At 69.8% G+C, this 24,024-nt stretch carries 23 protein-coding genes; 16 read left to right on the top strand and 7 right to left on the bottom strand.

What is annotated here, in order from left to right; all coding sequences use genetic code 11:
* The first annotated feature begins 4 nt into the window (after positions 1 to 4).
* The 12 genes from bchM (at position 5) to bchO (ending at position 11,528) form a co-directional block, all read left to right on the top strand.
* A complete protein-coding gene (gene bchM, locus ASF60_RS15235; RefSeq protein ID WP_056186493.1) occupies positions 5 to 706 on the top strand; it encodes a magnesium protoporphyrin IX methyltransferase in 702 nt (233 codons plus the stop codon).
* On the top strand, positions 703 to 2,133 hold the full coding sequence (locus ASF60_RS15230) for an MFS transporter (RefSeq protein WP_056186490.1): 1,431 nt from the start codon (positions 703 to 705) through the stop codon (positions 2,131 to 2,133). The genes bchM and ASF60_RS15230 overlap by 4 nt, the downstream gene beginning before the upstream one ends.
* 12 nt (positions 2,134 to 2,145) lie before the next feature.
* The gene (puhA, locus tag ASF60_RS15225; protein ID WP_056186487.1) at positions 2,146 to 2,922 is read left to right on the top strand and encodes a photosynthetic reaction center subunit H; all 777 of its coding nucleotides are present in this window, start codon (positions 2,146 to 2,148) and stop codon (positions 2,920 to 2,922) included.
* A complete protein-coding gene (gene puhB / locus ASF60_RS15220; RefSeq protein ID WP_056186484.1) occupies positions 2,919 to 3,590 on the top strand; it encodes a photosynthetic complex putative assembly protein PuhB in 672 nt (223 codons plus the stop codon). Before puhA ends, puhB begins: the two co-directional genes overlap by 4 nt.
* 4 nt (positions 3,591 to 3,594) lie before the next feature.
* A complete protein-coding gene (puhC, locus tag ASF60_RS15215; RefSeq protein WP_056186481.1) occupies positions 3,595 to 4,065 on the top strand; it encodes a photosynthetic complex assembly protein PuhC in 471 nt (156 codons plus the stop codon).
* Complete coding sequence (locus ASF60_RS15210; protein ID WP_443136766.1) at positions 4,062 to 4,364, top strand: hypothetical protein; 303 nt, start codon at positions 4,062 to 4,064, stop codon at positions 4,362 to 4,364. Before puhC ends, ASF60_RS15210 begins: the two co-directional genes overlap by 4 nt.
* A gap of 59 nt (positions 4,365 to 4,423) precedes the next feature.
* Positions 4,424 to 5,461, top strand: a complete 1,038-nt coding sequence (gene acsF / locus ASF60_RS15205) for a magnesium-protoporphyrin IX monomethyl ester (oxidative) cyclase (RefSeq protein WP_056186644.1) — start codon at positions 4,424 to 4,426, stop codon at positions 5,459 to 5,461.
* A 1-nt stretch (position 5,462) separates the two neighbouring features.
* Entirely contained in the window at positions 5,463 to 6,281 is an 819-nt protein-coding gene (gene puhE / locus ASF60_RS15200) for a putative photosynthetic complex assembly protein PuhE (protein WP_056186478.1), read from the top strand.
* Between the two features lie 120 nt (positions 6,282 to 6,401).
* Positions 6,402 to 7,619 carry a 5-aminolevulinate synthase gene (gene hemA, locus ASF60_RS15195; protein WP_056186642.1) on the top strand — a complete coding sequence of 406 codons (1,218 nt, stop codon included), beginning with the start codon at positions 6,402 to 6,404 and terminating at the stop codon, positions 7,617 to 7,619.
* A 318-nt stretch (positions 7,620 to 7,937) separates the two neighbouring features.
* Positions 7,938 to 8,909 carry a magnesium chelatase ATPase subunit I gene (bchI, locus tag ASF60_RS15190; RefSeq protein WP_056186639.1) on the top strand — a complete coding sequence of 324 codons (972 nt, stop codon included), beginning with the start codon at positions 7,938 to 7,940 and terminating at the stop codon, positions 8,907 to 8,909.
* Positions 8,906 to 10,624: a magnesium chelatase subunit D gene (locus ASF60_RS15185; protein WP_056186475.1), complete on the top strand. Its 1,719-nt coding sequence runs from the start codon at positions 8,906 to 8,908 to the stop codon at positions 10,622 to 10,624. The genes bchI and ASF60_RS15185 overlap by 4 nt, the downstream gene beginning before the upstream one ends.
* Positions 10,625 to 10,634: 10 nt before the next feature.
* A complete protein-coding gene (gene bchO, locus ASF60_RS15180) occupies positions 10,635 to 11,528 on the top strand; it encodes an alpha/beta fold hydrolase BchO (RefSeq protein WP_056186473.1) in 894 nt (297 codons plus the stop codon).
* Between the two features lies 1 nt (position 11,529).
* Here the strand turns inward: bchO and ASF60_RS15175 are convergent, their stop codons facing one another.
* The 6 genes from ASF60_RS15175 to ASF60_RS15150 all read right to left on the bottom strand — a co-directional run bounded on the left by ASF60_RS15175 (position 11,530) and on the right by ASF60_RS15150 (position 19,028).
* Entirely contained in the window at positions 11,530 to 12,927 is a 1,398-nt protein-coding gene (locus tag ASF60_RS15175; RefSeq protein ID WP_056186470.1) for an amidase, read from the bottom strand.
* Positions 12,928 to 12,934: 7 nt separating this feature from the next.
* The gene (locus tag ASF60_RS15170; protein WP_056186636.1) at positions 12,935 to 14,536 is read right to left on the bottom strand and encodes an ABC transporter substrate-binding protein; all 1,602 of its coding nucleotides are present in this window, start codon (positions 14,534 to 14,536) and stop codon (positions 12,935 to 12,937) included.
* A 43-nt stretch (positions 14,537 to 14,579) separates the two neighbouring features.
* Positions 14,580 to 16,118 (bottom strand): amidohydrolase family protein, encoded by a 1,539-nt coding sequence (locus ASF60_RS15165; protein WP_056186467.1) that lies wholly within the window; start codon positions 16,116 to 16,118, stop codon positions 14,580 to 14,582.
* A 49-nt stretch (positions 16,119 to 16,167) separates the two neighbouring features.
* Positions 16,168 to 16,983 carry an ABC transporter ATP-binding protein gene (locus ASF60_RS15160; RefSeq protein WP_056186464.1) on the bottom strand — a complete coding sequence of 272 codons (816 nt, stop codon included), beginning with the start codon at positions 16,981 to 16,983 and terminating at the stop codon, positions 16,168 to 16,170.
* Entirely contained in the window at positions 16,980 to 17,909 is a 930-nt protein-coding gene (locus tag ASF60_RS15155) for an ABC transporter permease (protein WP_056186633.1), read from the bottom strand. The genes ASF60_RS15160 and ASF60_RS15155 overlap by 4 nt, the downstream gene beginning before the upstream one ends.
* Before the next feature lie 63 nt (positions 17,910 to 17,972).
* Positions 17,973 to 19,028: an ABC transporter substrate-binding protein gene (locus ASF60_RS15150; RefSeq protein WP_056186629.1), complete on the bottom strand. Its 1,056-nt coding sequence runs from the start codon at positions 19,026 to 19,028 to the stop codon at positions 17,973 to 17,975.
* 379 nt (positions 19,029 to 19,407) lie between these two features.
* Here ASF60_RS15150 and ASF60_RS15145 point away from each other — a divergent pair, with 379 nt between their 5' ends.
* The gene (locus ASF60_RS15145; RefSeq protein WP_056186461.1) at positions 19,408 to 20,040 is read left to right on the top strand and encodes a LysE family translocator; all 633 of its coding nucleotides are present in this window, start codon (positions 19,408 to 19,410) and stop codon (positions 20,038 to 20,040) included.
* 83 nt (positions 20,041 to 20,123) lie between these two features.
* Here the strand turns inward: ASF60_RS15145 and ASF60_RS24535 are convergent, their stop codons facing one another.
* Positions 20,124 to 20,393, bottom strand: coding sequence for a hypothetical protein (locus ASF60_RS24535; RefSeq protein ID WP_156634123.1), 270 nt, complete (start codon positions 20,391 to 20,393; stop codon positions 20,124 to 20,126).
* Between the two features lie 865 nt (positions 20,394 to 21,258).
* Between ASF60_RS24535 and ASF60_RS15140 the strand changes: the two genes are divergently transcribed.
* Genes ASF60_RS15140 through ASF60_RS24530 form a run of 3 tightly spaced genes read left to right on the top strand, consistent with a single transcriptional unit; the run spans position 21,259 to position 24,021 of the window.
* The gene (locus tag ASF60_RS15140) at positions 21,259 to 22,785 is read left to right on the top strand and encodes a phytoene desaturase (RefSeq protein WP_056186458.1); all 1,527 of its coding nucleotides are present in this window, start codon (positions 21,259 to 21,261) and stop codon (positions 22,783 to 22,785) included.
* Positions 22,766 to 23,857 (top strand): phytoene/squalene synthase family protein, encoded by a 1,092-nt coding sequence (locus ASF60_RS15135; protein WP_056186457.1) that lies wholly within the window; start codon positions 22,766 to 22,768, stop codon positions 23,855 to 23,857. Before ASF60_RS15140 ends, ASF60_RS15135 begins: the two co-directional genes overlap by 20 nt.
* Positions 23,854 to 24,021 (top strand): hypothetical protein, encoded by a 168-nt coding sequence (locus tag ASF60_RS24530; RefSeq protein WP_156634121.1) that lies wholly within the window; start codon positions 23,854 to 23,856, stop codon positions 24,019 to 24,021. The genes ASF60_RS15135 and ASF60_RS24530 overlap by 4 nt, the downstream gene beginning before the upstream one ends.
* The last annotated feature ends 3 nt before the right edge of the window (positions 24,022 to 24,024 follow it).

The raw sequence follows: 24,024 nt of genomic DNA, 5'->3' as shown, positions 1-24,024 counted from the left end.
CATCATGACCTCACACAGCTACGCCGCCCGCCGCTCGCAACTCACCACCTATTTCGACCGCACCGCCGTCGACGCCTGGGCGCGGCTGACGTCGGACGCACCGGTCTCGAAGATCCGCGCCACGGTGCGGGCCGGGCGCGACGCCATGCGGGGCACCCTGTTGTCCTGGCTGCCGGCCGACCTGAGCGGCACGCGCCTGCTCGACGCCGGCTGCGGCACCGGGGCACTCAGTCTGGAAGCGGCCCGCCGGGGTGCGGACGTCGTCGCCATTGACGTCTCGCCGACCCTGATCGCCCTGGGGCGGGAGCGCACGGCCGTCTCGGCCTCGGGTCGCATCGATTTTCGGGTCGGCGACATGCTCGATCCCGGTCTCGGCCACTTCGACTACGTGGTCGCGATGGATTCGCTGATCCATTACGCCACGCCCGATATCGTCCAGGCCCTGGCGACGCTGGCGGCGCGCACCGATGCCGCCATCCTGTTCACGGTGGCGCCGCGCACGCCGCTCCTGACCCTGATGCACATGGCCGGGCGGGTTTTTCCCCGCGGCGACCGCGCCCCGGCCATCGTGCCCGTCGGCGAGGCGGACCTGCGCCGTCGGCTGGCGGCCGAGCCGGCTCTTTCGGGCGTCCGCATCGACCGCGCGCATCGGGTGAACAGCGGGTTCTACCTGTCCCAGGCCTTCGAACTCGGGCGGTCAGCATGACGCGCCTCGGCGCCTCCATGGCCCGCGCCCTGCAGCGCGTCGGCCCGGGCTTCCTCCCCTTCGCCGACGCGGCGACGGTGGAGCTGCCCATGGGGCGCCTGCTGCGTCTCGCCCTGTTCCAGGTCACGGTCGGAATGGCGGCCGTGCTGCTGATCGGCACCCTCAACCGGGTGATGATCGTCGAGCTGGCGGTGCCGGCCTGGATCGTCGCCGTGATGCTGTCGCTGCCGCTGATCTTCGCGCCGTTCCGGGCGCTGGTCGGCTTCCGCTCGGACACGCACCGCTCCGTGCTCGGCTGGCGCCGGGTGCCCTACATCTGGTTCGGCACGCTGCTGCAGTTCGGTGGGCTCGCCATCATGCCGTTCGCCCTGCTGATCCTGTCGGGCGACACCACCGGCCCGGTCTGGCCCGGCCACGTGGCGGCGGCCCTCGCCTTCGTCATGGTCGGCGCGGGGCTCCACACCACACAGACCGTGGGCCTGGCACTTGCCACCGACCTCGCTCCGGCCCATGCCAGACCCCGGGTCGTCGCGCTCCTCTGCGTCATGCTGCTCGCCGGCATGGTGGTGAGCGCGATTGCGTTCGGGCTGCTCCTCGCAGACTTCTCGGCGCTCCGCCTGATCAAGGTCATCCAGGGCGCAGCACTGCTCACGGTGGTGCTCAACGGCATCGCCCTGTGGAAGCAGGAGCCCCGCGCCCCGAGCCGCACGGCCCGGGACCTGCCACGCCCCGCCTTCTCGGAATCCTGGGCGCTCTATGCCGGCAAGGGCCGGGCGCGCCGCCGTCTCGTCGCCACGGGGCTCGGCACGGCCGCCTTCTCGATGCAGGACATCCTGCTGGAACCCTATGGCGGCCAGATCCTGCACCTGCCGGTGGCCGCCACCACGGCGCTGACCGCTCTGCTCGCGGCCGGCGGCGGCATCGGGTTGCTGATCGCCGCGCGCTGGCTCGACCGGGGCGGCGACGCCTTCCGGGTCGCCGCCTCCGGCGCCGGGGTGGGCATCGCGGCCTTCTCGGCGGTGGTCTTCGCCGCACCGCTCGATTCGGCTCGACTGTTCGCGGTCGGCGTCAGCCTGATCGGTCTCGGCGGCGGCCTGTTCGCCCACGGCACCCTGACGGCCTCGATGGCCAAGGCGGGACCGGAGGAGACCGGGCTGGCGCTCGGCGCCTGGGGCGCGGTCCAGGCCAGTGCGGCCGGCCTCGCCATCGCGGCCAGCGGCATTCTGCGGGATCTCGGCGCCCATCTCGCCGAATCCGGTGCGCTCGGCGAGGCGATGAACCTGCCCTCGACCGGATACCTCATCGTCTACCACCTCGAGATCGCGCTGCTGTTCGCGACGCTGCTGGCCATCGGCCCCCTCGTCCGGGCCGAGAACCGCACGCCCCGGTCGCGCGCCCTGCCTCAATCCCTGCCCCGCTCAGCCTGAAGGAGACCGGCCATGCCGAGAGGTGAAATCACGGGCTACGTCGACGTCGCGCAGGTGGTCCTCTACGCCTTCTGGATCTTCTTCGCCGGCCTCGTCTTCTATCTCCGCCGCGAGGACCGCCGGGAGGGCTACCCGCTGGAATCCGAGGCCGCCCGCGGCCGGGCGATGCCGCCGGACCCGTTCCTGATCCCGTCGCCGAAGCAGTTCCTCCTGTCCAACGGCCACGTGAAATACGCGCCCCAGACCGGCGAGCGCACCCCCTGGAACTACCGCGGCCACAAGTTCGAGGTCTGGCCGGGCGCGCCGCTCGAACCCGACACCGACGGCCTGCACGACGCCATCGGCCCGGGCTCCTACGCCAACCGCGAGGACAGCCACGACGAGACCTGGGACCGCGAGAAGCGCATCGTCCCCCTGCGGGTCGCCGACCACTTCGTGGTCCACGAGCTCGGCCCCAACCCCATCGGCATGTCGGTCTTCGGCGCCGACCGGCAGGTGGCTGGGACGGTGAGCGACCTCTGGGTCGACCGGGGTGAATCGATGGTGCGCTACTACGAGGTCGAGTTGGGAGCCGGCGGTCGCCGGGTGCTGATGCCCGCCACCTTCTGCCGGACCGGGCGCTTTTCCCAGACGGTGACCTGCGAGGCCCTGCTGGCGCACCAGTTCGCCGATGTTCCCACCACCAAGGACCCGGATTCGGTCACGCTCAACGAGGAGGAGCGGATCATGGCGTTCTACGGCGGCGGCACGCTCTACGCGACGCCGACCCGCCAGGAGGCGATCCTGTGAGCGCGACCCATTCCCTTCCCGCCAACGCCTTCGACGCGCCGCGCGGCCTGCCGGCCCCGCTGCCGGCCGGCGAGCACATCCTGTGGCAGGGCCGGCCCTGCGGCTTCGGCATCGCCTTCCGGGCCCTGCATCTCGGCCTTGTCGGCCTGTGGTTCGGAGCGCTCGCCTTCTGGGCCGCCCTGCCACCACTCCTGTCGGGGGTCTGGCGCGAGGCCGCGACCCTGGCACTGCCGACCCTGGCGGTCGGGACCGGGGCAGTCCTGCTGCTCGCGCTGCTCGGCTGGCTTTCGGCCCGCACCACCACCTACACCATCACCAACCGCCGGGTGGTGATGCGGATCGGTATCGCCCTGCCGATGACCCTGAACCTGCCCTTCGCCCTGGTGGACGCGGCCGAGTGCCGGCTCTACCGGGACGGCAGCGCCGATCTGCCCTTGCGCCTGCGCCCGGGCAACCGCGTCGCCTACCTCCACCTCTGGCCCCATGCCCGCCCCTGGCGCGTCAACCGGCCCGAGCCGATGCTGCGCACGGTGGCGCAGGGCCAAGACGTGGCGCAGATCCTGGGCCGTGCGCTGGCGGCGCACCGGGCGGCGCCAGAGGAGGCGGCCGGACCGGTGATGCTGCGGCCCCGCACGGCGCCGCGGCCCCGCCTCGCCGCCGCGAGCTGACGCGATGACCCGCCCGCACCCCCTCGCGCGCAGCGCCGGCCGCACCTCCCGCACGCTTGTCGTCGGGGCCGGCCTCCTCCTCGGCTTCGTCATCGCGGCCGTCACCGTCGGCCGGGTCGAGAGCGTCGGCCTGACCCGTATGGAGCCGGCGCGCCCCGTTCAGAGCCTCGCCCTCCGGGTCGACGATGTGGCGGACGGCTCGATCACCCTGCGGGATGCCGAGCGCGGCACCCTCATCGCCACGGTCCCGCCCGGCGCGGACAACTTCATCCGCGCCACCTTGCGGGGCTTCGCGCAGGGACGCCTCCGGGCCGGTCTCTCCCGCGAAGTGCCGTTCCGCCTGACCCGCTTCGCCGACGGAGCGCTGCGCCTCGACGACGCGCTCACCGGGCGCAGCGTCGATTTCGGCGCGTTCGGCCCCTCGAACTACGCCGCCTTCGCCCGCCTGATGCCCGACCATGGAGCCGTACGATGATGGCCTGGCTGAACGGACGCCGAACCGTCGACGTCCCCTGCACCGTCGAGATCGAGCAGACGGCCGAGAGCCTGCACGCCCACGTGGTGCTGGACGCCGCCTTCGAGATCGAGCCGGGCGACGCCGTGCAGGTGCACGACGCCCCCACCTCGGTGCCCTACGGCGAGCGCCTCGTGGTGCGCCGGACCGCCACCGTGACCCGCGCCGGCCGCATCGAGCGGCTCTGGACCAAGCTCGCGGGCCACCTCGAACTCACCGAACTCTACGAAGTCAGCTTTTCCGAGAGGAGGCGCCTGTGACCGCAGCGATCCAGCAGCCCACCCCGACCGCTTCGCCGAAGTTCTCGCCGAAGCTCCCCATGAACGAAGGGACCAAGGCGGCGCAGGAGACCACGTTCCTGAGCCCGCGCTTCTACACCACCAATTTCGAGGAGCTCGACCGCACCGACGTCGAGCCCGTGCGGGCGGAGTGGAACAAGCTCATCGCCGAGCTGCGCGCCGACCCGAACAAGCGCCACTTCACCCGCAACGACGAATTCGATTGCGACATGTCCGGGCTCGACCCGGCCCTGCGCAAGGAATTCATGGACTTCCTGGTCTCCTCGATCACCGCCGAGTTCTCGGGCTGCGTGCTCTATGCGGAGATGCGCAAGCGCGCCAAGAATCCCGACATCCGCGAACTGTTCGGCTTCATGAGCCGCGACGAGGCGCGCCATGCCGGGTTCATCAACGACGTGCTGAAGGATTTCGGCATTGGCGTGGATCTCGGCTTCCTGACGAAGTCGAAGAAGTACACCTTCTTCCGGCCGAAATTCATCTTCTACGCCACCTATCTCTCCGAGAAGATCGGCTACGCCCGCTACATCACCATCTTCCGCGAACTGGAGCGCAATCCGGAGCGTCGCTTCCACCCGATCTTTAAGTGGTTCGAAAAGTGGTGCAACGACGAGTTCCGCCACGGCGAGGCCTTCGCCCTGCTGATGCGCGCAAACCCGAAGCTGACCTCGGGCGTGAACCGCTACTGGATCAAGTTCTTCCTCCTGGCGGTCTTCGCGACCATGTATGTCCGCGACCATTGCCGCCCGGCCTTCCACGAGGCCCTGGGGGTCGACCCGACCGACTACGACTTCCAGGTGTTTCGGATCACCTCCGAGATTTCGAAGCAGACCTTCCCGCTCACCCTCGACCTCGACAATCCGCGCTTCAAGCAGGCGCTGGACCGGCTGCTGGTCTGTTCGGAGAAGATCGCCGACGCCAAGGCCCAGGGCGGACTTCTGGGCAAGCTCCGGCACGGCGCCTGGATCGCCGCCTCGGCGGTGAACTTCGCCCGGCTCTACGCCCTCCCGACTCTCGACAATCCGATGCCGGCGGAGATCCGCCTCGAGCCGGTCTGGTAGCATGGCGGCCTATGCGCTCCCCGCCCTCTACGCGGTGCTGGTCTGGTGGTTCTCCACCGGGCTGATCCTGCTCCTCGACCATCGCCCGCGCACCACGCACGCGGCCAGCATGGTGGCGGGCACGGCCGTCCTCGCCCTGGCGCTCTGGGCCATCGGCGCCTCGGCCGGGGATGCCAGCGCGGGCGGCGCCTACACCGCCTTCACGGCGGCGCTCCTGGTCTGGGGCTGGCAGGAGATGAGCTACTACATGGGCTTCGTCTCCGGCCCGCGCACCCTCGGCTGTCCGCCGGGCGCCCGGGGCTTCGCGCGCTTCCGCGCGGCAGCCGCCACCAGCCTGTGGCACGAGGCGGCCATCGTCGCCGGCGGCCTCGCCATCCTGGCCCTGACCTGGCGCCAGCCGAACCTGTTCGCGCTGTGGACCTACCTCGTCCTGTGGGGGATGAACCTCTCGGCCCGCCTCAACCTCTTCCTCGGGGTGCGCAACCTCAACGCCGAGTTCCTGCCCGAGCACCTCGCCTATCTCGGCAGCTACCTGCGGGTGCGCGCCATGAACCCGCTTTTCCCGATCTCGGTGATGGCGGCGGGGCTCGCCACCGGCGCCCTGGTGCTGGCGGCTTTGGGCGAAGGCCTGACCGCCCACGACGTCGCGGGTCTCAGCATTCTGGCGACCCTGATGGCCCTGGCCACCCTGGAGCACGGATTCCTGATGCTGCCGCTGCCCTCGGCCGCACTCTGGCAGTGGAGCCTGCCGAAGCTGTCGCCCCCGCGCCCGCTGGCCTCGCCGATCCCGGCGACCCGCAGCGACATCGAGGGACACTGATTGTCCGCCCCGCCTCCTGGGGTCGGATTCGTCGACGCCGCCAATGCGGCAGGACACTTGAGCGGGCTGGAAGAACCCGCCGCACACCGAGGGAAGGGGACAGGCATGACACACGAAGGGATCGACTACGAAGCGATCTTCGGCTCTGCTTTGGCCGGCCTGCACCGTGAGGGACGCTACCGCGTCTTCACCGACCTCGAACGGCAGGCGGGCCGCTTCCCGCATGCCACCCACCACACGCCGGCCGGCACGCGGCCCGTGACGGTGTGGTGCTCCAACGACTATCTCGGCATGGGCCAGAACCCGGCCGTTCTCGACGCCATGCACGAGGCCCTGGACCGCTGCGGCGCCGGGGCCGGCGGCACCCGCAACATCTCGGGCACCAACCACTACCACGTGCTGCTGGAGCGCGAACTCGCCGACCTCCACGCCAAGGAGGCGGCGCTGCTATTCACCTCCGGCTACGTCTCGAACTGGGCGGCTCTGGGCACCCTCGGGTCGCAGATGCCGGGCTGTGCGATCTTCTCCGATGCCGGCAACCACGCCTCGATGATCGAGGGGATCAAGGCGTCCCGCGCCGAACGCCACATCTTCCGCCACAACGACCCCGAGGATCTCGACCGCAAGCTGCGCCTCGTCGACCCGGCCCGGCCGAAGATCGTGGCCTTCGAGTCGATCTACTCGATGGACGGCGACATCGCACCGATCGCGGAGATCTGCGACGTCGCCGAGGCGCACGGCGCGCTCACCTATCTCGACGAGGTCCACGCCGTCGGGCTCTACGGGGACCATGGCGGCGGCATCTCGGAGCGCGACGGCATCGCGCACCGCCTCGACGTCATCGAGGGAACCCTCGGCAAGGCCTTCGGGGTCCATGGCGGCTACATCACGGGTTCGGCCAAGCTCTGCGACTTCGTGCGCAGCTTCGCCTCGGGCTTCATCTTCACCACGTCGCTGCCGCCGGCCGTAGCGGCCGGCGCTGCCGCCAGCATCCGCCACCTGAAGGTCAGCGGAGGCGAGCGCGCCCGGCACCAGGAGCGGGCCGCCACGGTGCGGGCCCGCCTCGATGCCGCCGGCATCCCGACCCTGCCCAACGACAGTCACATCGTGCCGGTGATGGTCTGCCACCCGGTGCTGTGCAAGGCGATCAGCGACACCCTGCTCGATGAGTTCGGCATCTACGTCCAGCCGATCAACTATCCGACGGTTCCGCGTGGGACTGAGCGCCTGCGGATCACCCCCTCGCCCCTGCATTCGGATGCCGACATCGACCATCTGGTCGACGCGCTCAGCGCGATCTGGGCACGGATGGGCGTCCGGCGCGCGGCCGCGGAGTGAGGGGCAGGAGCATCCCCGGCCCCTCCCTGCCGGGAGGGTGGAACCTGCGCAGCGAAGGGGCCGGTCGGTGTCATCGGGCCAGAGACGATCGGGCCTGAAAAGATCGAGACAGGGAAGATGAAGCCCATGATCGTCAACGGATCGACCCACGCGAGGGCGGGTGAAAAGGTGCCCGCCACCTCCGCGATCGTGAAGCCCCTGCAAGCCGAGAGAGGACGTCGTCCCAGGACGACGCCCCCCGAGTCGACGCCCCCCGAGGCGACGCCCGACACTGCGGCCCCCACCTTCCCGTTCTCCGCCATCGTCGGCCAGGACGAGATGCGGCGGGCGCTCCTCATCGCGGCCGTCGACCCCTCCGTCGGCGGGGTCCTGGTGTTCGGCGATCGCGGCACCGGCAAGTCGACGGCGATCCGGGGTCTCGCCGCCCTGCTGCCACCGATGGCGGCGGTGGCGGGCTGTCCCTATGCCTGCGATCCCGGCCGGCCGGCCGAGCTATGCCATCGCTGCCGCGAGCAGGCGATGCTGCGGGCCGAGTCCGTCCCGGTCCCGGTGGTGGACCTGCCGCTCGGCGCCACGGAGGACCGGGTGGTCGGCGCCCTCGACCTGGAACGGGCGCTCACCCGGGGCGAGAAGGCGTTCGAACCGGGCCTGCTGGCACGGGCCAATCGCGGCTTCCTCTACATCGACGAGGTCAACCTCCTGGAGGATCACCTCGTCGACTTATTGCTCGACGTGGCGGCGTCCGGCGTCAACACGGTGGAACGCGAGGGGCTGAGCATCCGCCATCCCGCCCGGTTCGTGCTCGTCGGCAGCGGCAACCCGGAGGAGGGCGAGTTGCGGCCCCAGCTCCTCGACCGCTTCGGACTTGCGGTCGAAGTGACGACGCCGACCGATCTGGCCGTCCGCATCGACGTGGTGCGCCGCCGCGACGCCTATGAGCGCGATCCGGCCGCCTTCTGCGCCCACTACGCCAAGACCGATCGCGCCATCCGCAAGACGCTCACCGCCGCCCGCGCGCGGCTTCCCGGGCTGCATGTGCCCGATGCCACCCTGGAAGCCGCAGCGCGGCTCTGCCTCGCGCTCGGCACCGACGGCCTGCGCGGCGAGCTGACCCTGATGCGTACCGCCCGGGCGCTGGCCGCCTACGAGGGGGCCGACACCGTGAGTCTCGACCATCTCGCCCGCATCGCCCCTTCGGCCCTGCGCCACCGCCTGCGCCGCAACCCCCTCGACGAGTCCGGTTCCACCGCGCGGGTCACCCGGGCCGTCGCGGAGATCCTGAGCCGATGAGTCCGGCCTGGGCCAATGCCCTGCGGGTGGCGCGGCTCGCCGCCCTCGATCCGCATGGCTGCGGCGGCGTCCTGGTCCGGGCCGGTGCCGGGCCGGTCCGCGATCTCTGGCTCGATCATCTGGCCTCGGATCTCGGGTCCCGTCCGATGCGCCGCCTACCGGTGGGGATCGCCGACGACCGGCTGCTGGGGGGGCTCGACCTTGCCGCCACCCTCGCGGCCGGGCGGCCGATCGCCCAATCGGGCCTCCTGGCCGAGGCCGATGGCGGCATCGTCGTCGTGCCGATGGCCGAGCGCCTGTCTTCCGGAACCGCCGCCCGCCTCGCCGCGACGCTGGATGCGGGCGCGGTCCGGGCCGAGCGCGACGGGATGGCGGCCCGGGCACCGGCCCGGATCGGCCTCATCCTCCTCGACGAGGGTGAGGGCGACGACGCGCGGGTGCCCGAGACCCTGGCGGACCGCCTCGCCTTCCGCCTCGACCTGACCGGCATCGCCTGGGGCGACACCTCCGGGGCGGCGCCGGACGAGGCGCGCCCGCACCTCGGCGATCCCGACGGCGTCGATACGGCCATCACGGACCTGTGCCGGGCGGCCGCCCATCTCGGCATCGCCTCCCTGCGCGCACCGCTGATGGCGATGCGGGTCGCTCGCCTGCTGGCGGGCGGTGCGGATGTAACCAACGCGGACGTGCGCGCAGCCGCCTGCCTCGTCCTCGCTCCGCGCGCGACGCGCCTGCCGCCCGACGCCGAGGAACCGCAGGCCGCGCCCGCCGTGCGGCCGGATGCTTCACCGCCGGACGGATCACCCGATCCTGACGCGACCCTCGAGGCGGGTGCCGACAGCCTCGTCGAGGCCACCCGCGCGGCGATCCCCCCCGACCTCCTCGCCCGCCTGACGCAGGCCGCTCATGCGCCCCCGGCACCGAAGGCGGGCCGAGTCGGCGCGGCGATGCAGGCGCCGCGCACCGGGCGGCCAGCCGGTACGCGGCCCGGTTCCCTCCGCGTCGGCCGCCTCGCCCTGCTGCCGACCCTGCGGGCGGCCGCGCCCTGGCAGCGCCTGCGCGCCGCGCCAAAGGCCGTGCCAAGTAATGCACCAAGCGACGCCCTGCTGCCGATCCAAGTCCGCAGCGCGGATTTCCGCATCATCCGGTTCCGCCAGCGCAGCGAAACCACCACGATTTTCGCGGTCGACGCTTCCGGCTCGTCGGCCCTGGAGCGGCTGGCCGAGGCCAAAGGCGCGGTCGAACTGCTTCTGGCGGAAGCCTATGTCCGCCGCGACAAGGTCGCCTTGGTGGCCTTCCGGGGAACGGGCGCAGAGGTCGTGCTGGCTCCCACCCGCGCCCTGGCCCGGGCCCGGCGCGGCCTCGGGGCGCTGCCGGGCGGCGGCGGCACGCCCCTGGCGGCCGGTATCGATGCCGCTACCGAACTCGCCCGTTCCGTCCGGCGCAGCGGCGGCACGCCGGTGGTGGTGGTGCTCACCGACGGGCGGGCCAACGTCGCCCGCTCCGGGGTGCCCGGCCGGGCCGCCGCGAATGCCGACGCCCTCAACGCGGCGGCCCTGCTGCGGGCGGCCGACATCCGCACGATCCTGATCGACACGGCGGCGCGACCGCAGGACACCGCCCGCCATCTGGCGGACGCCATGGGCGCGCGCTATCTCCCGCTGCCCTACGCCGATGCCACGGCCATGAGCCATGCGATCCGCTCGGCCCGTTGAAGGACATGCGATGCCTGCGCCGAGCGACCGGCCCGATTGGGAGCGCGACGGCGCGGATTGGCCGAATCGGGACGCGAGCCGGTTCGTCCGCGCTTCGGACCTCACCTGGCACGTGCAGGAATTCGGTCGATCCGATGCGCCGGTTCTCCTGCTCCTGCACGGCACCGGGGCGGCCACCCATTCCTGGGCCGGCCTCGCGCCGCGACTTGCCGATCACTTCCGGATCGTCGCCCCGGACCTGCCGGGCCACGGCTTCACCGATCCGCTGCCGGCCGGACGTTTGTCTCTGCCCGGCATGGCGAAGGCGATCCGCGACCTGCTGACGACCCTCGACGTCACGCCGGACCTGGTGGTCGGGCATTCCGCCGGAGCGGCGATCCTGGTGCGGCTCTGCCTCGACGGCTTGGCCCCGCGCCTGCTGGTGGCCCTGAACGGCGCGCTGACGCCGTTTCCCGGTCTGGCCTCGGTGCTGTTTCCCGGTCTTGCCCGGATGCTCTTTCTCAACCCCATCACCCCGCGGGTCTTTGCCTGGACCGCCGACCGCCCGGCGGTGGAACGCCTGATCCGAGGTACCGGCTCACGGCTCGACGCGCGTAGCCTCGACCTCTACCGGCGCCTGTTCCGCCGGCCCGGCCACGTGGCCGGAGCGCTGGGCATGATGGCGAACTGGGACCTCGCGAGCCTCGACCGGGAGATCACCCACTTGAGCGTGCCGACCCTGCTGCTGGTCGGCGGAGACGACAAGGCGATCGCCCCGGAGACGGCCTTCGCCCTCAAGGACCGGCTGCCGAACGCGCGCGTCCAGTTGATCCGCAACCTCGGCCACCTTGCCCATGAGGAGGCGCCGGACCGCATCGCCGAGGCGATCCTGACGGCCTTCGCGGGCGAGACCCGGACGGGCTGACCTACGCCAGACCGACGGGAGCGCGCCGGTGCCACGTGGTCGCCGACTGGTAGGCCTGCCCGATGCGCAGGGCCATCGCCTCGTCGTAGCCCCGGCAGGCGATCTGCAGCGACAGCGGGAGCCCGTCCGCGGTGAACCCGTTCGGGAGCGCCAGGGCGCATAGGTCGAGGAGGTTGCCGAATCGGGTGAAGCGCGAGGGCAGATGCCCTTCGTCGACGCTGGCGAGAGGGATCGCCGGGGTCTCGGTGGTGGGAGTCAGAAGGGCGTCGAACCCATCCATCGCCGTCAAAAACTGCCGCTGGAGATCGCGTCGCCGATGCTGGGCGCCGAGGTAGTCCTGCGCCGTAACGCTGGCGCCCGCCAGGATGCGAGCCCGGACGGCGTCTCCGAGCGGTGCGTCCGGGTCTTCGGCGAGCGCCCCGTTGACGAAGTAGGCCTCCGCATTGGTGATGGCGCTGGCCTGCGCGGTCACGAGGTCGGATAAGCGGAAGGGCAGGGCGATCTCCACCACCTCGGCGCCGAGGCGTTCGAAGGTCGCGAGGGCGTCGTCATAGGCGGCGAGCATGGCAGGCGCGACGCCCGTGCGCTCGGCCTCGGGCATCCGCGCGAGGCGCAGGCCGTGTACGCCCCGGCCGAGATCCGGCATTGGGTCGGCAGGCGCCACGCCGCGGGTCGACGGATCGAGCGGGTCGGCGCCCGCGATCGCCCGGTACAGCACCGCCACGTCGGCGACCGAGCGCCCGAGGGGGCCGGGGGTATCCAGAGTGGTGCTGAGCGGCACGATTCCATACGTGCTGACGCGACCGACCGTGACCTTGAGCCCGGTCAACCCGCAGAACGCGGCAGGCAGGCGCACCGATCCGCCCGTGTCGGTGCCGATCCCCCAGGGCGCCAGGCGGGCGGCCACGGCCACGCCGGTCCCGCTGCTCGATCCACCGGGTGTGTGGGCCACCGCGAGGTCCCAGGGATTCCAGGGCGTGCCGAGGTGCTGGTTGGTGCCCCAACCGCCATAGGCGAACTCGACCGTGTGGGTCTTGCCCAGCACGATCATGCCCTGGGCGATCAGCCGCTGGGCGATGGTGGCGGTGGTTTGCGCGCGTCGGCCCCGGTGAGCGGCCGAGCCGCCCATGGTGATCCGCCCGGCGAGATCGATCAGATCTTTCAGGACCACCGGCACCCCGTGCAGGGGGCCGACGGCATGGCCGGAGCGGATCGCCCGGTCGGCCCCCTCGGCCGCGAGGCGCGCGTCGGCGGCATAGACGTCCGTGAAGGCCTGGAGCTTGGGCTCGTGCGCGGCGATCCGGGCGAGATGGGCCTCGACCGCCTCGACGGGCGAAAGGCGACGGGCCGCGATGGCCTCGGCGAGCGCCAGGGCGGTGAGATCGGTGGGGTCTGACATGAGACGCCTATGGAACGCTGACGAGGGACAGATCGAGGAACCAGGACTGGGCGGAGACGAAGCCCTTCACGCGGGGCGACATCGCGCGCGGGTTGCGGTCGTGCACCACGTAGAGCCAGGGTGGATCGTCCACGAGGCGCGCGTGCGCGGTGCGGGTGGCCTCCGCGATGACGGCGGGATCAGTCGATTCGGACAGGCGCTGGAGCGCGGCGTCGAAGGTCTCGTCCCGCCAGTTGGGAAAATTGAAGCCGCTCGGCGGAAAGCGGTCGGAGGAGAAGTAGCGAGCCATCACCCCGGCATCCGAGGTGGGCGAGCTGACGTTCAGCGCCATCGCCCCGGACAGACTCGGCGCATCCGGCAAAGCGCGGGTGGCGTTGAGGAGCACCTGCCACTCGACCACGTTGAAGCTGACCTCGACGCCGCAGGATTGCTTGAGATTTTCCTGGAGGAACTCATTCATCGGCAGGGGCAGCATCTGGCCCGACCCCGAGGTGGAGATCATGACCGGGAAGGCGAGCGGCTTCTTCGGTCCGTAGCCCGCCGCGGCCAGGAGCGATCGGCCCTTCTCCGGATCGAAGCCGTAGCGGTTTGCGGGCGCGCCGAAGCCCGGATCGTCCGGCTTCAGCCAGCCGATTGCGGGCTCGGCGGTGCCGTTGAGGAAGCTCACGATGGAATCGCGGTCGACGCAGTAGTTCAGCGCCTGCCGAACCCGGACATCGCGAAACGGGCTGTCCTTGGCGCCGATGTTGTAGAACCACGGCCAGACATGCGGATACGACCCGGTGGTAACGGTGAAGCCCGCGGATTTCAGTGACGGGATCGCATCGGCGGCCGGAACCTCGATCCAGTCGACTTGTCCCGACCGCAGGGCCGCGATCCGGGCATTCGCCTCGGGGATCGGCATCAGCCGGATGCGATCGAGCTTCGCGCGGCGACCCGCATCCCAGTAACCGTCGAAGCGCGCGAGATCGACCGCCTCGCGGGGGCTGACCCGGGTGATCCGGAATGGCCCCGTGCCGGCAGCCGGCAGCATCGCGGTGCCGGCCCAGGTACGGCCGCCCTTCTCGAACGAGGAGGGCGCGGTCATCAGCAGGTAGACCATCATGTAGGGAAAGTACGATGCCGGGATCGTGGTGGTGATCGCGACGGTGCGGTCATCGACCTTGCGGTAGCGATCGATGATCGGCACCCGCGTCCGGGTGATGCCGGCTGCCGCCACCTCGTACTGGGGTGCATCGGCCTTGAAGTAGCGATCGAGGTTCCACACCACCGCATCGGCGTCGAACGGCGTTCCGTCGTGGAACGCGACCCCGTCGCGCAGGTGGAAGAGCCAGGTCCGCTTGTCGTCGGCGGCCTGCTCCCAATGGTCCGCCAGCCCCGGCCGGAGGGTGGCCGGGCGGTCGGCCCGGGTCAGATCCCAGGAGACCAGCCCCTCGAAGATCGGGTAGCCGAGGAAGCGCAGGCCCTCGAAGCCGTTGTTCGGCATGCCGGTCGTGGTCGGGATGTCGGTCGCCGTCATGGCGATGCGCAACAGGCTCTCGGCCTGGGCAGGAGAAGCGAACGCCCCGAGCGCCATGGCGGCCAGCGCCGCCCGGTTTCGACGTGTCATCGTTTTGCACCCCGTGGTGTTGCGGCGGATCATCGGCCCCTCGTCAGTTGCGCGAGGACGGGGCGTAGAAGGGCTGGCGCGGAGCATCCGGCAGATAGCCGTCGTAGAAAGCCTTGACGTAGGGCGTGACCGCGCGCCCGAGTTCGCGACGGGCCACCTCCTCGGGCGTGCGCGGCCTGCCCAAGGTCTCGGCGATCTCGGCCAGGACCGCGTCGCGATCGACCTGGGTAAACCGGCCATCGGCGTAGACGATCTTCCCGTCGACGAAGACCGCATCGACGGCGCCGGTCTTGGCCCGCTGCATCAGCGCGTCGAGGAGGGGAATGTCGGTGTCCTGGTAGGGATAGGTCGCCCGGTCGTAATCGATCAGCACTGCGTCGAAGAAGCGGCCCGGATCGAGCCGGCCAACGCTCTGGCCGAAGGCGGTGGTCTTGGCGCCGTGCTCGGTCGCCATCCGGAGGACCTGCGGGCAGGTCGGCACGTCGTCGTCCATGCCGGGGGTGCGGTGGGCCCGCAGGACGAGGCGCAGTTCCTGGAGCATGTCGCGATCTTCGTTGATCCCGGCCTCATCGAGGCCCATCCCGACGGTCATGCCCTTGGCCTCGTAGAGGTTGAGGGGCGCCACGCCGGAGCGCAGGCGGAAATTCGACGAGCAATTGTGGCAGATGCAGGTGCCGGAATCGGCGGCGATGTCGGCATCCTCCGCCGTCAGCCAGACACCGTGCCCGAGGGTCAGGTGCGGCCCGAGCACGCCGAGGTCGTGGAGGTGGCGCACGGCCGTCTTGCCCGTCCGGCGCCAGGCGTATTCCTTCTGATAGGCGGTCTCGAGCAGATGCATATGCATCGGCACCCCGTGCTTGCGGGCCGCCGCATCGAGGGTCTGCAGGGCCTCGTCGCTGCACCAGTGCAGGTTGGCGGGGGCCAGCTGAATCCGGGTCAGGCGCTCGCCCTCGTTCTCGGCCTTCAACGTCTCGAACAGGGTCATGAAATCGCCGAAGGGCATCGACTGCGCCTTGAGATGCGCCATCAAGTGCCCGGCGATGGGCTGGGGCAGGCGCTCGCAGAAGGCCTCGTCGGCCTCGTAGACGAGGCGGTTCTGCTCGCGCACGGCGTAGCAGTAGGAGGCGCGCATCCCGATCTGGCGATAGGCGCCGAGCACCTGGGACGCCGCACCGTGGACCTGCTCGTAACCACCCGCCATCCAGCCGTGAATGTGCTGCACGGTGGTGACGCCGGAGGCGAGCATCTCGAAGGCCGAATAGAGCGTGTCGAGCCCGTGATCGACGCGTTTGGCGGCGATCCGGGTGGCGAACCACAACTCCAGGGCGTGGTCGGGCGAGCCGAGCTGCAGGGGGGTCAGCCCGACATGGTGGTGGCTGTTGACGAAGCCCGGCAGCATCACGTGGCGCGGATAACGATGCGTGACCGCGTCCGGTGCCTTGGCGCGCAGCGACTCTGGAGGGCCGACCTCGACGATGACGCCGTCCCGCACCAGCACGGCGGCGTTGTCGTGCTGGATGGGGGTATGGCGGTCCTGAACGCCGGTGATGACGGTGCGGGCCTCGACGATGATCTCGGTCATGCTGATCCTTCGGACGAATGAGGGTGGAGGTCGCGGACGTGGTCGGCGCTCAGCGCGCCTCCTGCTCCGCGAAGGCGCGGTCGACCTCGTCGGCGAGGAGTTCGCCGAAGCGGTCGCGCAGGTCGTGGAAGCGCGGATCGCGGGGATTGCGCGGCCGGGGCAGGTCCACCGGCACGATGGTCTTCACGCGACCGGGGCGGGCGGTGAACACCACCACGCGGTCGGCCAGCGCGATCGCCTCGTCGATGGAATGCGTGACGAGGACGATCGACGCGCCGCTGTCGCGCCAGATCTGCAGCAGGAAATCCTGCATCTTCGCCCGGGTCTGGACGTCGAGGGCGGCGAAGGGCTCATCCATCATGAGAACCTTCGGCCGCATGGCGAGCGCCCGGGCGCAGGCCGCGCGCTGGCGCATGCCACCGGAGAGTTCGTCCGGCTTCTTGTCCATCATGTCGGCGAGGCCGACACGCCGCAGCATCTCGGCGGCGATCTCCCGGCGCTTGAGCTTCTGCACGGCCCCGATGGCCAAGCCGAAGGCGACGTTGTCGAGAATGGTCAGCCAGGGGAACAGCGAGGCGTCCTGGAAGATCAGGCCGCGCTCGGCCGACGGTCCCGTGATCGGCAGGCCATCCGCCGCCATGGTGCCGGCGCTCGCCGGTTCCAACCCGGCGATCATGTAGAGCAGGGTCGACTTCCCGCAGCCGGACGGCCCGAGGAAGACCACGAATTCGCCCGGGAGAATGTCGAGGTCGATGTCGCGCAGGGCCTTGACCGGAGATCGACCGGCGGGCGTCCAGGTCTTGCCGACGCCGGACAGGCGCACGGCCGGGCGGCGCGGCGCGGCGCGTGGAACCGGAGCGTTCATCGGCCACCTCCCTGGGGGGCGATCCACCACAACATGCGGGCCTGGATCTGTCGCAGGGCCCAGTCGAAGCTGAAGCCGAGAAGGCCGATGATCGCCATGGTGAAGAAGCTCAGCCGCGCGTTGAAGGTCGAGCGCGCCAGCGACACGATTTGCCCGAGGCCGCTTCCGACGCCCACCGCCTCGGCGATCAGCACCACCATCCAGGCCGCGAACAGGTTGAGACGCAGGGTCATGAACAGGCCAGGCAGGATCGCCGGCAGGACCACGCGGAAGAAGGTCTGCCGGGAATCCGCCCCCATGATGCGGGCGACGTTGAGGTAGGTGACCGGCACGGCCGCGATCTGCGCGCTCGTCGTGAGCGCGATGGCGAAGAAGAGCGTGATGAAGACGAGGAAGATCGCCGGCACGTCGCCGATCCCGAAGACGAAGATCGCCACCGGCAGCCAGGCCACGGGCGAGATCGGCGCCAGCAGCAGGACCGTGGGCAAGACGAGATTGCGGAACAGCCGGATGTAGTGGAGGAGCGCCCCCACCAGAACGCCGCCGACGAAGCCGAGCACGAGGCCCACCGTCACCCGCATCGTCGTCCACCCGATGGTGGCCAGCAGCGGCATCACGCCCCCGCCGCCGCCCCGACTGCCGATGCGATTGGCCCGGTCGAAATAGGTCAGGGTCCCGGGCAGGTCGGACAGGAACAGGTGTGGCGGCGGCAGGAGCAGCGGATTGAGGAAGCCGAGCGCCCACAGCGTCTCCCACAGGCCGGCGAACAGGCCGAGGGAGGCGATGCTCCAGCCGAGCGTCGCCAGAGCGGAGCGGAGTTGGGGGTATCGCGCTGGCGCCGGGGAGGGCACCGATGTGGGGGCCGTTTGGGCCACGCGCACGGGAACCGGCGCCACCGCGCCGAGGGAGGCATCCGTTGCTGCCATGAGGCTGCCTTTCGGGAGATCGGGAATCGGGTCCGGCATCCGGTCGGGTGACCGCAAGGTGCGTCAGGCCGATTTCAGCTTGAGCCCATCGTAGAGGGGCCGGTTCTCGGCGATGACCTGCTCCATGAGGCGCCAGTCGAAGGCCTCGCGGCCCGGCGCCGTCTTGACGTAGCCCATCTCCTTCATGGACTGGCCGCGCGCGATGATGAAGTCGGTCTGATTGCGCTGGTCGGTGCAGACCGGCTGCTTGGCGGAAGCATCGACTGCAGCCGCCATGGTGGTCTTGTAGTAGCTGCCGACGGTGTCCTTCAGGGCCGCATCGCGATCGGACTCGATCTGGGCCTGCGCGGTGAACAGCGCCTTGATCACGGCCCGTACGGCAGCCGGATTTGCTTCGATGAACGGCGTCCGGGCTGCCAGAACACAGTCGGAATAGCCGGCACCGTAGACGTCGGTTCCATCCGACAGGAGCGTGGCGCCTTTGCGCGACTGGAGGCACTGGGTCGCATAGGGCTCGATGTGGCAGATCGCATCGACCGCACCGGCGATGAAGGCCTGGGCCAGCTCCGGCGAGGTATCGAGATAGCGCACGTCGAGGTCCTGGAAGGTCAGGCCGGCCTTCTTCAGGTAATCGAACGGCAGCACCTCGAGCGTGTCGGCCTGGAAGGTGCCGAGGGTCTTGCCCTTCAGGTCGGCAGCGGAACGGATGCCCTCCCGCGCCACGATCATGCAGCCCTGGACGCCGCCGCCGGCGACGATCTTCACCGGCGCACCGGCGTCGTAGAGGGTCATGAAATTCGAGTAGGGGATCATCGACATGTCGACGAGCCCGGCCCCGAACATCGTGGTGATCTCGGCATTGGAGGGCGTCACCACGAAGTCCAGCGTGACCCCATCGGCCTCCGTCAGCTTGCGCTCGTGGGCGAGGAACATGCCGAGGTTGCAGAAGCCGGAGCCGTGGGTGGCCTTGACGGTGGTCATGGCGCCCGCGGCAGCGGCCGGCGCCATCAGGGCCGCCAGGTGGGCAGGCAGCGCGATGGCGGCGCCGGCGGTTCCCATCCCGCGAAGGAGGCCGCGCCGGGAAAAGCGTTGGAAGAACAGGCCGTCACGTTCGCACATGATGCTCTCCGACATTCGCAGAATGCGAAGATGCCGCGAACCCTCGGGTCTGCCGGACGCAGGACTGCATCGGGAGAAGGCATGATGCAGTCGGAGCGGGCAGCACCGTCCGGGACGGGCTTCCTCGGATGGGCACGCCAACCCATGAGAGCCAAAGGCTCTGCGCTGCCCGTGGGCCGACGCAAGGGCCGCGCCAACCGCCCAGGCTGCCGCGCTGGCCGCCGGCTTGGCGGAGGTGCGGAATTTGCTGGGCCGCCGATCGACGATACCGCGTTCCCTGCGGCACGTGATGGTACCGTGCGGCCCGAGCGGAATATCGGCTCGGCCCGGGACAGACCCTGATCAACCGCCTGAGACCGATGCAACGAAAGAGCTTCCGATGCCTGATTTGAGCAGCCTGCTGGCCTTCGCCGCCATCGCCCTGGGGATGGCCCTCACACCGGGGCCGAACATGGTCTACCTGATCTCGCGGTCGATCTGCCAAGGCAGGACCGCCGGCCTGATCTCGCTCGGCGGCGTGGCCCTCGGGTTCGTCGTCTACATGCTGTGCGCGGCGTTCGGCATCACGGCCCTGCTGCTGGCCGTTCCCTTCGCCTACGACACCATCCGGATGGCCGGGGCGGTCTACCTGTTCTGGCTCGCATGGCAGGCGGTGCGACCGGGCGGGCGTTCGCCGTTCGAGATCCGGACACTGCCCGAGGACAGCCCGCGCCGGCTGTTCGTCATGGGATTGCTGACCAACCTGCTCAATCCGAAGATCGCCGTGATGTACCTGTCGCTGCTGCCGCAATTCATCGATCCGACGAATGGCAGCGTCCTCGTCCAGGCCCTGGTGCTCGGCACGGTGCAGATCGTGCTCAGCCTCTCGGTCAATGCCGCGATCGCCGTATCCGCCGGTGCGATGGCAACGTTCCTGACGCGCCGACCGTCCTTCGCGATGGTCCAGCGGTGGGTGATGGGAACGGTGCTGGCCGGCCTCGCGGTGCGGATGGCGAGCGAAGCCCGACGCTGAGGGAAACGACCTGCGATTCCCGCAAGGATGGTCCGGATCGCGTGGAGGCGATCAGGGCCAGACCGAAGTCCCTGCCGTCCCAATTACCGCGAAGATCCCTTCGTCTCGACAGACATCATCTCTCGCGGTCCACGCGCGTCCGAAGGCTTGCCGAGACCGGCTTCCGTCTCACCCGCTTCGGCTTTCTGCCGTGACGCGGCCTCAGCAGGACGCTCGATCACCAGAACCGCACCCAGGGTGAAAAAACTGGCACCGAACGGCGCGGCAAGCAAAGACCACAGCCCTATGATCGGCCATGTCACTGCGACCGTTAATCCTCCGCCCAAAATCGCTGCGAAACTGAGAAAACCCAAGACACATCAACCGATTTGCGATCAGATGGCTGACCGGAGGCGAAGCGTATGCGCTGGATTGTTCTTGGAACACCGTTTGATGAATAGCAACAAGCCAGGATTCGTTTTGGTGATTACCCGTCTTGCCTGTGAAGTATTTATTCCTGACGCTCTCAAAACCTGATTTATCCTAACTTTTTTCGAACCTCCGCCATTGGTCTGCAAAAAATTCTTTATTCAGGCCCGCAAAGACATGAGAAGGCTCTGCTGCGTTGCGGCTATAACTTCGGAACGGTGCCCCTGCCGCGCGCCGACCAAAACAGCCGAAAGTTGCGGTTCAATCAATTCGACCTGCGAAATCAAGGCTAAAGCTACATATAGACTTTTATACCTAGGCTTTTTACGAAGTCTTACGTTAACGTGATACAGTTTTGCAATATCGGGGCGTGAATTTTCGGTCCTATAACGTACCATCATCGCGACATGACGGTACGGAAAGCGGGTACATCGCGTCGATCACGCACCATCCGTATCCAGTCTCGATACGCGCAGGACTCACGTGAGGAACCGTGCCGCGAATGGGCGCTCGCACCGCGACGACCGCTGATCCCGCATCGATCCTCTCAAACAAAGGGGTGATCGACTCCCATCACGCAACGGTTCGAACCTTGCGCGTGAAACGCTGCGCGCGATCCGAGTGGACCTTTGGGCTGGCCCTGGCAACCTGCATTCCTCCGAGGGATTTCGCGACGAACCTGATGTTCTCCAACCGTCGCGTCCCATCCGTCGGCATCGGTATGACGGGCAGGCTGGCATTCGAACCGACAGAACGGTTTGGCCAAATCAGCGCTTGCAACGGACGCGTTCCCGCGAATAGTGTCACTCTATGTTGACACTCGCAGACTCACCGAGCCTCGCGACGACCTGGTCTCCGCGCCCGCACGCGGTGGTGATCGGCAGCGGCTTCGGCGGGTTGGCGGCGGCGGTGCGCCTCGGTGCGCGGGGCTACCGGGTGACGGTGCTGGAGCGGCTGGAGCAGGCCGGTGGCCGGGCTCGCGTCCATCGACAGGACGGCTTCACCTTCGATGCCGGGCCGACCATCGTGACGGCGCCGTTCCTGTTCGAGGAATTGTGGACCCTGTGCGGGCGGCGCATGGCCGACGATGTCACCCTGGCGCCGATGCTGCCGTTCTACCGCATCCGCTTCCCGGACGGCGCCACCTTCGATTACAGCGGCGATCCGGAAGCGATGCGGGCCGAGGTCGCCCGGTTCTCGCCTGAGGACGTCGACGGCTACGAACGGTTCATGGAGCGCAGCGCCGCGATCTGCCGGGTCGGCTTCGAAGATCTCGGGCACGTGGCCTTCTCCTCCGTCCGCGACATGCTGCGGATCACCCCGTCCCTGCTGCGCCTCGGCGGCCATCGCTCGGTCTATGATCTCGTGGCGCGCTACATCCGGGACGAGCGCCTGCGCACCATCTTCAGCTTCCATCCGCTCCTGATCGGCGGTTCTCCCTTCCGGGCCAGCGCCATCTATTGCCTCATCGCCCACCTCGAGCGCCGCTGGGGCGTGCACTTCGCCATGGGGGGGACCGGACGGCTGGTCGACGGCCTCGTGGGCTTGATCGAGGGGCAGGGCGGGACGATCCGCTACCGGGCCGAGGTGGCCCGCATCGACGTGGCGGCGGGCTGCGCCACGGGGGTGACGCTGACCGACGGGACCGCCATTCCCGCTGACATCGTGGTCTCGAACGCCGACTCGGCCGCGACCTACCTGACCCTGCTCGGCGGGGCGGGGCGATCCTGGCACCGGGCGAAGCTCAAGGCCTCGTCCTCCTCGATGGGGCTGTTCGTCTGGTACTTCGGGACGAACCGCAAATTCCCCGACCTCGCGCATCACACCATCCTGATGGGGCCGCGCTATCGCGAGCTCATCGCCGACATCTTCGTCCGCAAGGTCCTGGCGCCGGATTTCAGCCTCTACCTGCATCGCCCTACCGCCACCGATCCGCTCCTGGCACCGCCCGGCTGCGACGCCTTCTACGTGCTGTCGCCGGTGCCGAACCTCGCCGGCGGGCAGGACTGGTCGCAGCGTGCCGAGCCCTACCGGCAGGCGATCGCGGACAGCCTCGACGCCACCGTGATGCCGGGCCTGTCCGGATCGATCGTCACCTCCCGAGTCACGACACCAGCGGATTTCGCCAGCGATTTTCTGAGCTTCCGTGGGTCCGGCTTCGGCCTCGAACCGGTGCTGACGCAATCGGCGTGGTTTCGGCCGCACAATGCCTCGTCGGCCTTCAAGAACCTCTATCTCGTCGGCGCGGGCACCCATCCGGGCGCCGGGCTGCCCGGCGTCCTGTCCTCGGCCAAAGTCCTCGACACGGTGGTGCCGGATGCGCGTCTCTACGCTTGAAGCCGTTCGGTACGCCCCGGTCCGGGCACCGCTCTGGGCGATTCCGCACGCGGATGCGGCCGATCATGCCGCCTGCCGGGCCGCGATCCGGACAGGCTCGCGCAGCTTCTTCGCCGCCTCCGCCCTGCTGCCGGCCCGGGTGCGCCACCCGGCCTACGGGCTCTATGCCTTCTGCCGCCTCTCCGACGATGCCGTCGACGACGCACAGGCTCGCGACCGGCCGGCGGCCCTGGCCCGCCTCGCCGCGCGCCTCGCCCGCATCTACGACGAAGCCCCCAGCGACGCTCCAGCCGACCGGGCGATGGCCGATCTGGTCGCGGCCCATCATCTGCCGCAGGCCTTGCCCGGCGCGCTGATCGAAGGATTGGCGTGGGATGCGCAGGGGCGTCGATACGAGACCCTGTCGGACCTGACCGCCTACGCGGCGCGGGTCGCCGGCAGCGTCGGCGCGATGATGACCGTGCTGATGGGCGTGCGCGACGCCGTCGTGCTCGCCCGGGCCTGCGACCTCGGCGTCGCCATGCAGTTCACCAACATCGCCCGGGACATCGGCGAGGATGCCCGGGCGGGACGGCTCTACCTGCCGCTCTCCTGGATGCGGGAGGTCGGCCTCGACCCGGACGCGTTCCTCGCCGACCCGGTCGCGAGTCCCGCCCTCCAGGCCCTGGTCGCACGCCTGCTCGCCGTCGCGGATGCGCTCTACGCCCGGGCCGAGGCCGGCATCCCCGGATTGCCCCTCGGCTGCCGGCCCGCCATTCGCGCCGCCCGCCTGATCTACGCCGAGATCGGCCGGGACCTGGAAAGGGGCGACCTCGACCCCGTCGCCATCCGCGCCCGGGTGCCCGGCCGGCGCAAGGCCGTCCTGATGGCCCGCGCCCTGCTGCCGCTGGCGTCCATTCCCAATCATACGGCCCCGCCACTCGCCGAAACCGCCTTCCTGGTGGAGGCCGTCGCGGCCCAGCCCGTGCCGGTGCCGCCGGCCTGGTGGAACGTGCCCGGTCAGGTCGCCCGGGTCCTCGATCTGATCGAGACCCTGCGGGAGCGCGAGGGCGCGGTGCCGGTCGGCCCGTGAGCGACCCGCTCTTTGCCGTCTTCGATATCGGGCTGGTCTTCGCCCTCGCCCTCGGGCTAGCAATCTGGCAGCTCGTGGTCCTGAAGCGCAGCATTCGGCGCGACCGTGCCGCCGCCCTCGAGAAGGCGAAGGCGTCTGAGCGGTCTGGAGACCGTTCAGGCTGACGG

It is taken from the genome of Methylobacterium sp. Leaf113 (assembly GCF_001423325.1).
GTDB lineage: Bacteria > Pseudomonadota > Alphaproteobacteria > Rhizobiales > Beijerinckiaceae > Methylobacterium.
This window is presented reverse-complemented; position numbering and strand designations above follow the sequence as displayed.

What these genes read in the sequence shown, in the direction of transcription:
- bchM (WP_056186493.1), top strand. Translation starts at nt 5, where the DNA reads ATGACCTCACACAGCTACGCCGCCCGCCGCTCGCAACTCACCACCTAT.
- ASF60_RS15230 (WP_056186490.1), top strand. Translation starts at nt 703, where the DNA reads ATGACGCGCCTCGGCGCCTCCATGGCCCGCGCCCTGCAGCGCGTCGGC.
- puhA (WP_056186487.1), top strand. Translation starts at nt 2,146, where the DNA reads ATGCCGAGAGGTGAAATCACGGGCTACGTCGACGTCGCGCAGGTGGTC.
- puhC (WP_056186481.1), top strand. Translation starts at nt 3,595, where the DNA reads ATGACCCGCCCGCACCCCCTCGCGCGCAGCGCCGGCCGCACCTCCCGC.
- ASF60_RS15210 (WP_443136766.1), top strand. Translation starts at nt 4,062, where the DNA reads ATGATGGCCTGGCTGAACGGACGCCGAACCGTCGACGTCCCCTGCACC.
- acsF (WP_056186644.1), top strand. Translation starts at nt 4,424, where the DNA reads ATGAACGAAGGGACCAAGGCGGCGCAGGAGACCACGTTCCTGAGCCCG.
- puhE (WP_056186478.1), top strand. Translation starts at nt 5,463, where the DNA reads ATGGCGGCCTATGCGCTCCCCGCCCTCTACGCGGTGCTGGTCTGGTGG.
- bchI (WP_056186639.1), top strand. Translation starts at nt 7,938, where the DNA reads ATGCGGCGGGCGCTCCTCATCGCGGCCGTCGACCCCTCCGTCGGCGGG.
- ASF60_RS15185 (WP_056186475.1), top strand. Translation starts at nt 8,906, where the DNA reads ATGAGTCCGGCCTGGGCCAATGCCCTGCGGGTGGCGCGGCTCGCCGCC.
- bchO (WP_056186473.1), top strand. Translation starts at nt 10,635, where the DNA reads ATGCCTGCGCCGAGCGACCGGCCCGATTGGGAGCGCGACGGCGCGGAT.
- ASF60_RS15175 (WP_056186470.1), bottom strand. Translation starts at nt 12,927, where the DNA reads ATGTCAGACCCCACCGATCTCACCGCCCTGGCGCTCGCCGAGGCCATC.
- ASF60_RS15170 (WP_056186636.1), bottom strand. Translation starts at nt 14,536, where the DNA reads ATGACACGTCGAAACCGGGCGGCGCTGGCCGCCATGGCGCTCGGGGCG.
- ASF60_RS15165 (WP_056186467.1), bottom strand. Translation starts at nt 16,118, where the DNA reads ATGACCGAGATCATCGTCGAGGCCCGCACCGTCATCACCGGCGTTCAG.
- ASF60_RS15160 (WP_056186464.1), bottom strand. Translation starts at nt 16,983, where the DNA reads ATGAACGCTCCGGTTCCACGCGCCGCGCCGCGCCGCCCGGCCGTGCGC.
- ASF60_RS15155 (WP_056186633.1), bottom strand. Translation starts at nt 17,909, where the DNA reads ATGGCAGCAACGGATGCCTCCCTCGGCGCGGTGGCGCCGGTTCCCGTG.
- ASF60_RS15150 (WP_056186629.1), bottom strand. Translation starts at nt 19,028, where the DNA reads ATGTGCGAACGTGACGGCCTGTTCTTCCAACGCTTTTCCCGGCGCGGC.
- ASF60_RS15145 (WP_056186461.1), top strand. Translation starts at nt 19,408, where the DNA reads ATGCCTGATTTGAGCAGCCTGCTGGCCTTCGCCGCCATCGCCCTGGGG.
- ASF60_RS15140 (WP_056186458.1), top strand. Translation starts at nt 21,259, where the DNA reads ATGTTGACACTCGCAGACTCACCGAGCCTCGCGACGACCTGGTCTCCG.
- ASF60_RS15135 (WP_056186457.1), top strand. Translation starts at nt 22,766, where the DNA reads ATGCGCGTCTCTACGCTTGAAGCCGTTCGGTACGCCCCGGTCCGGGCA.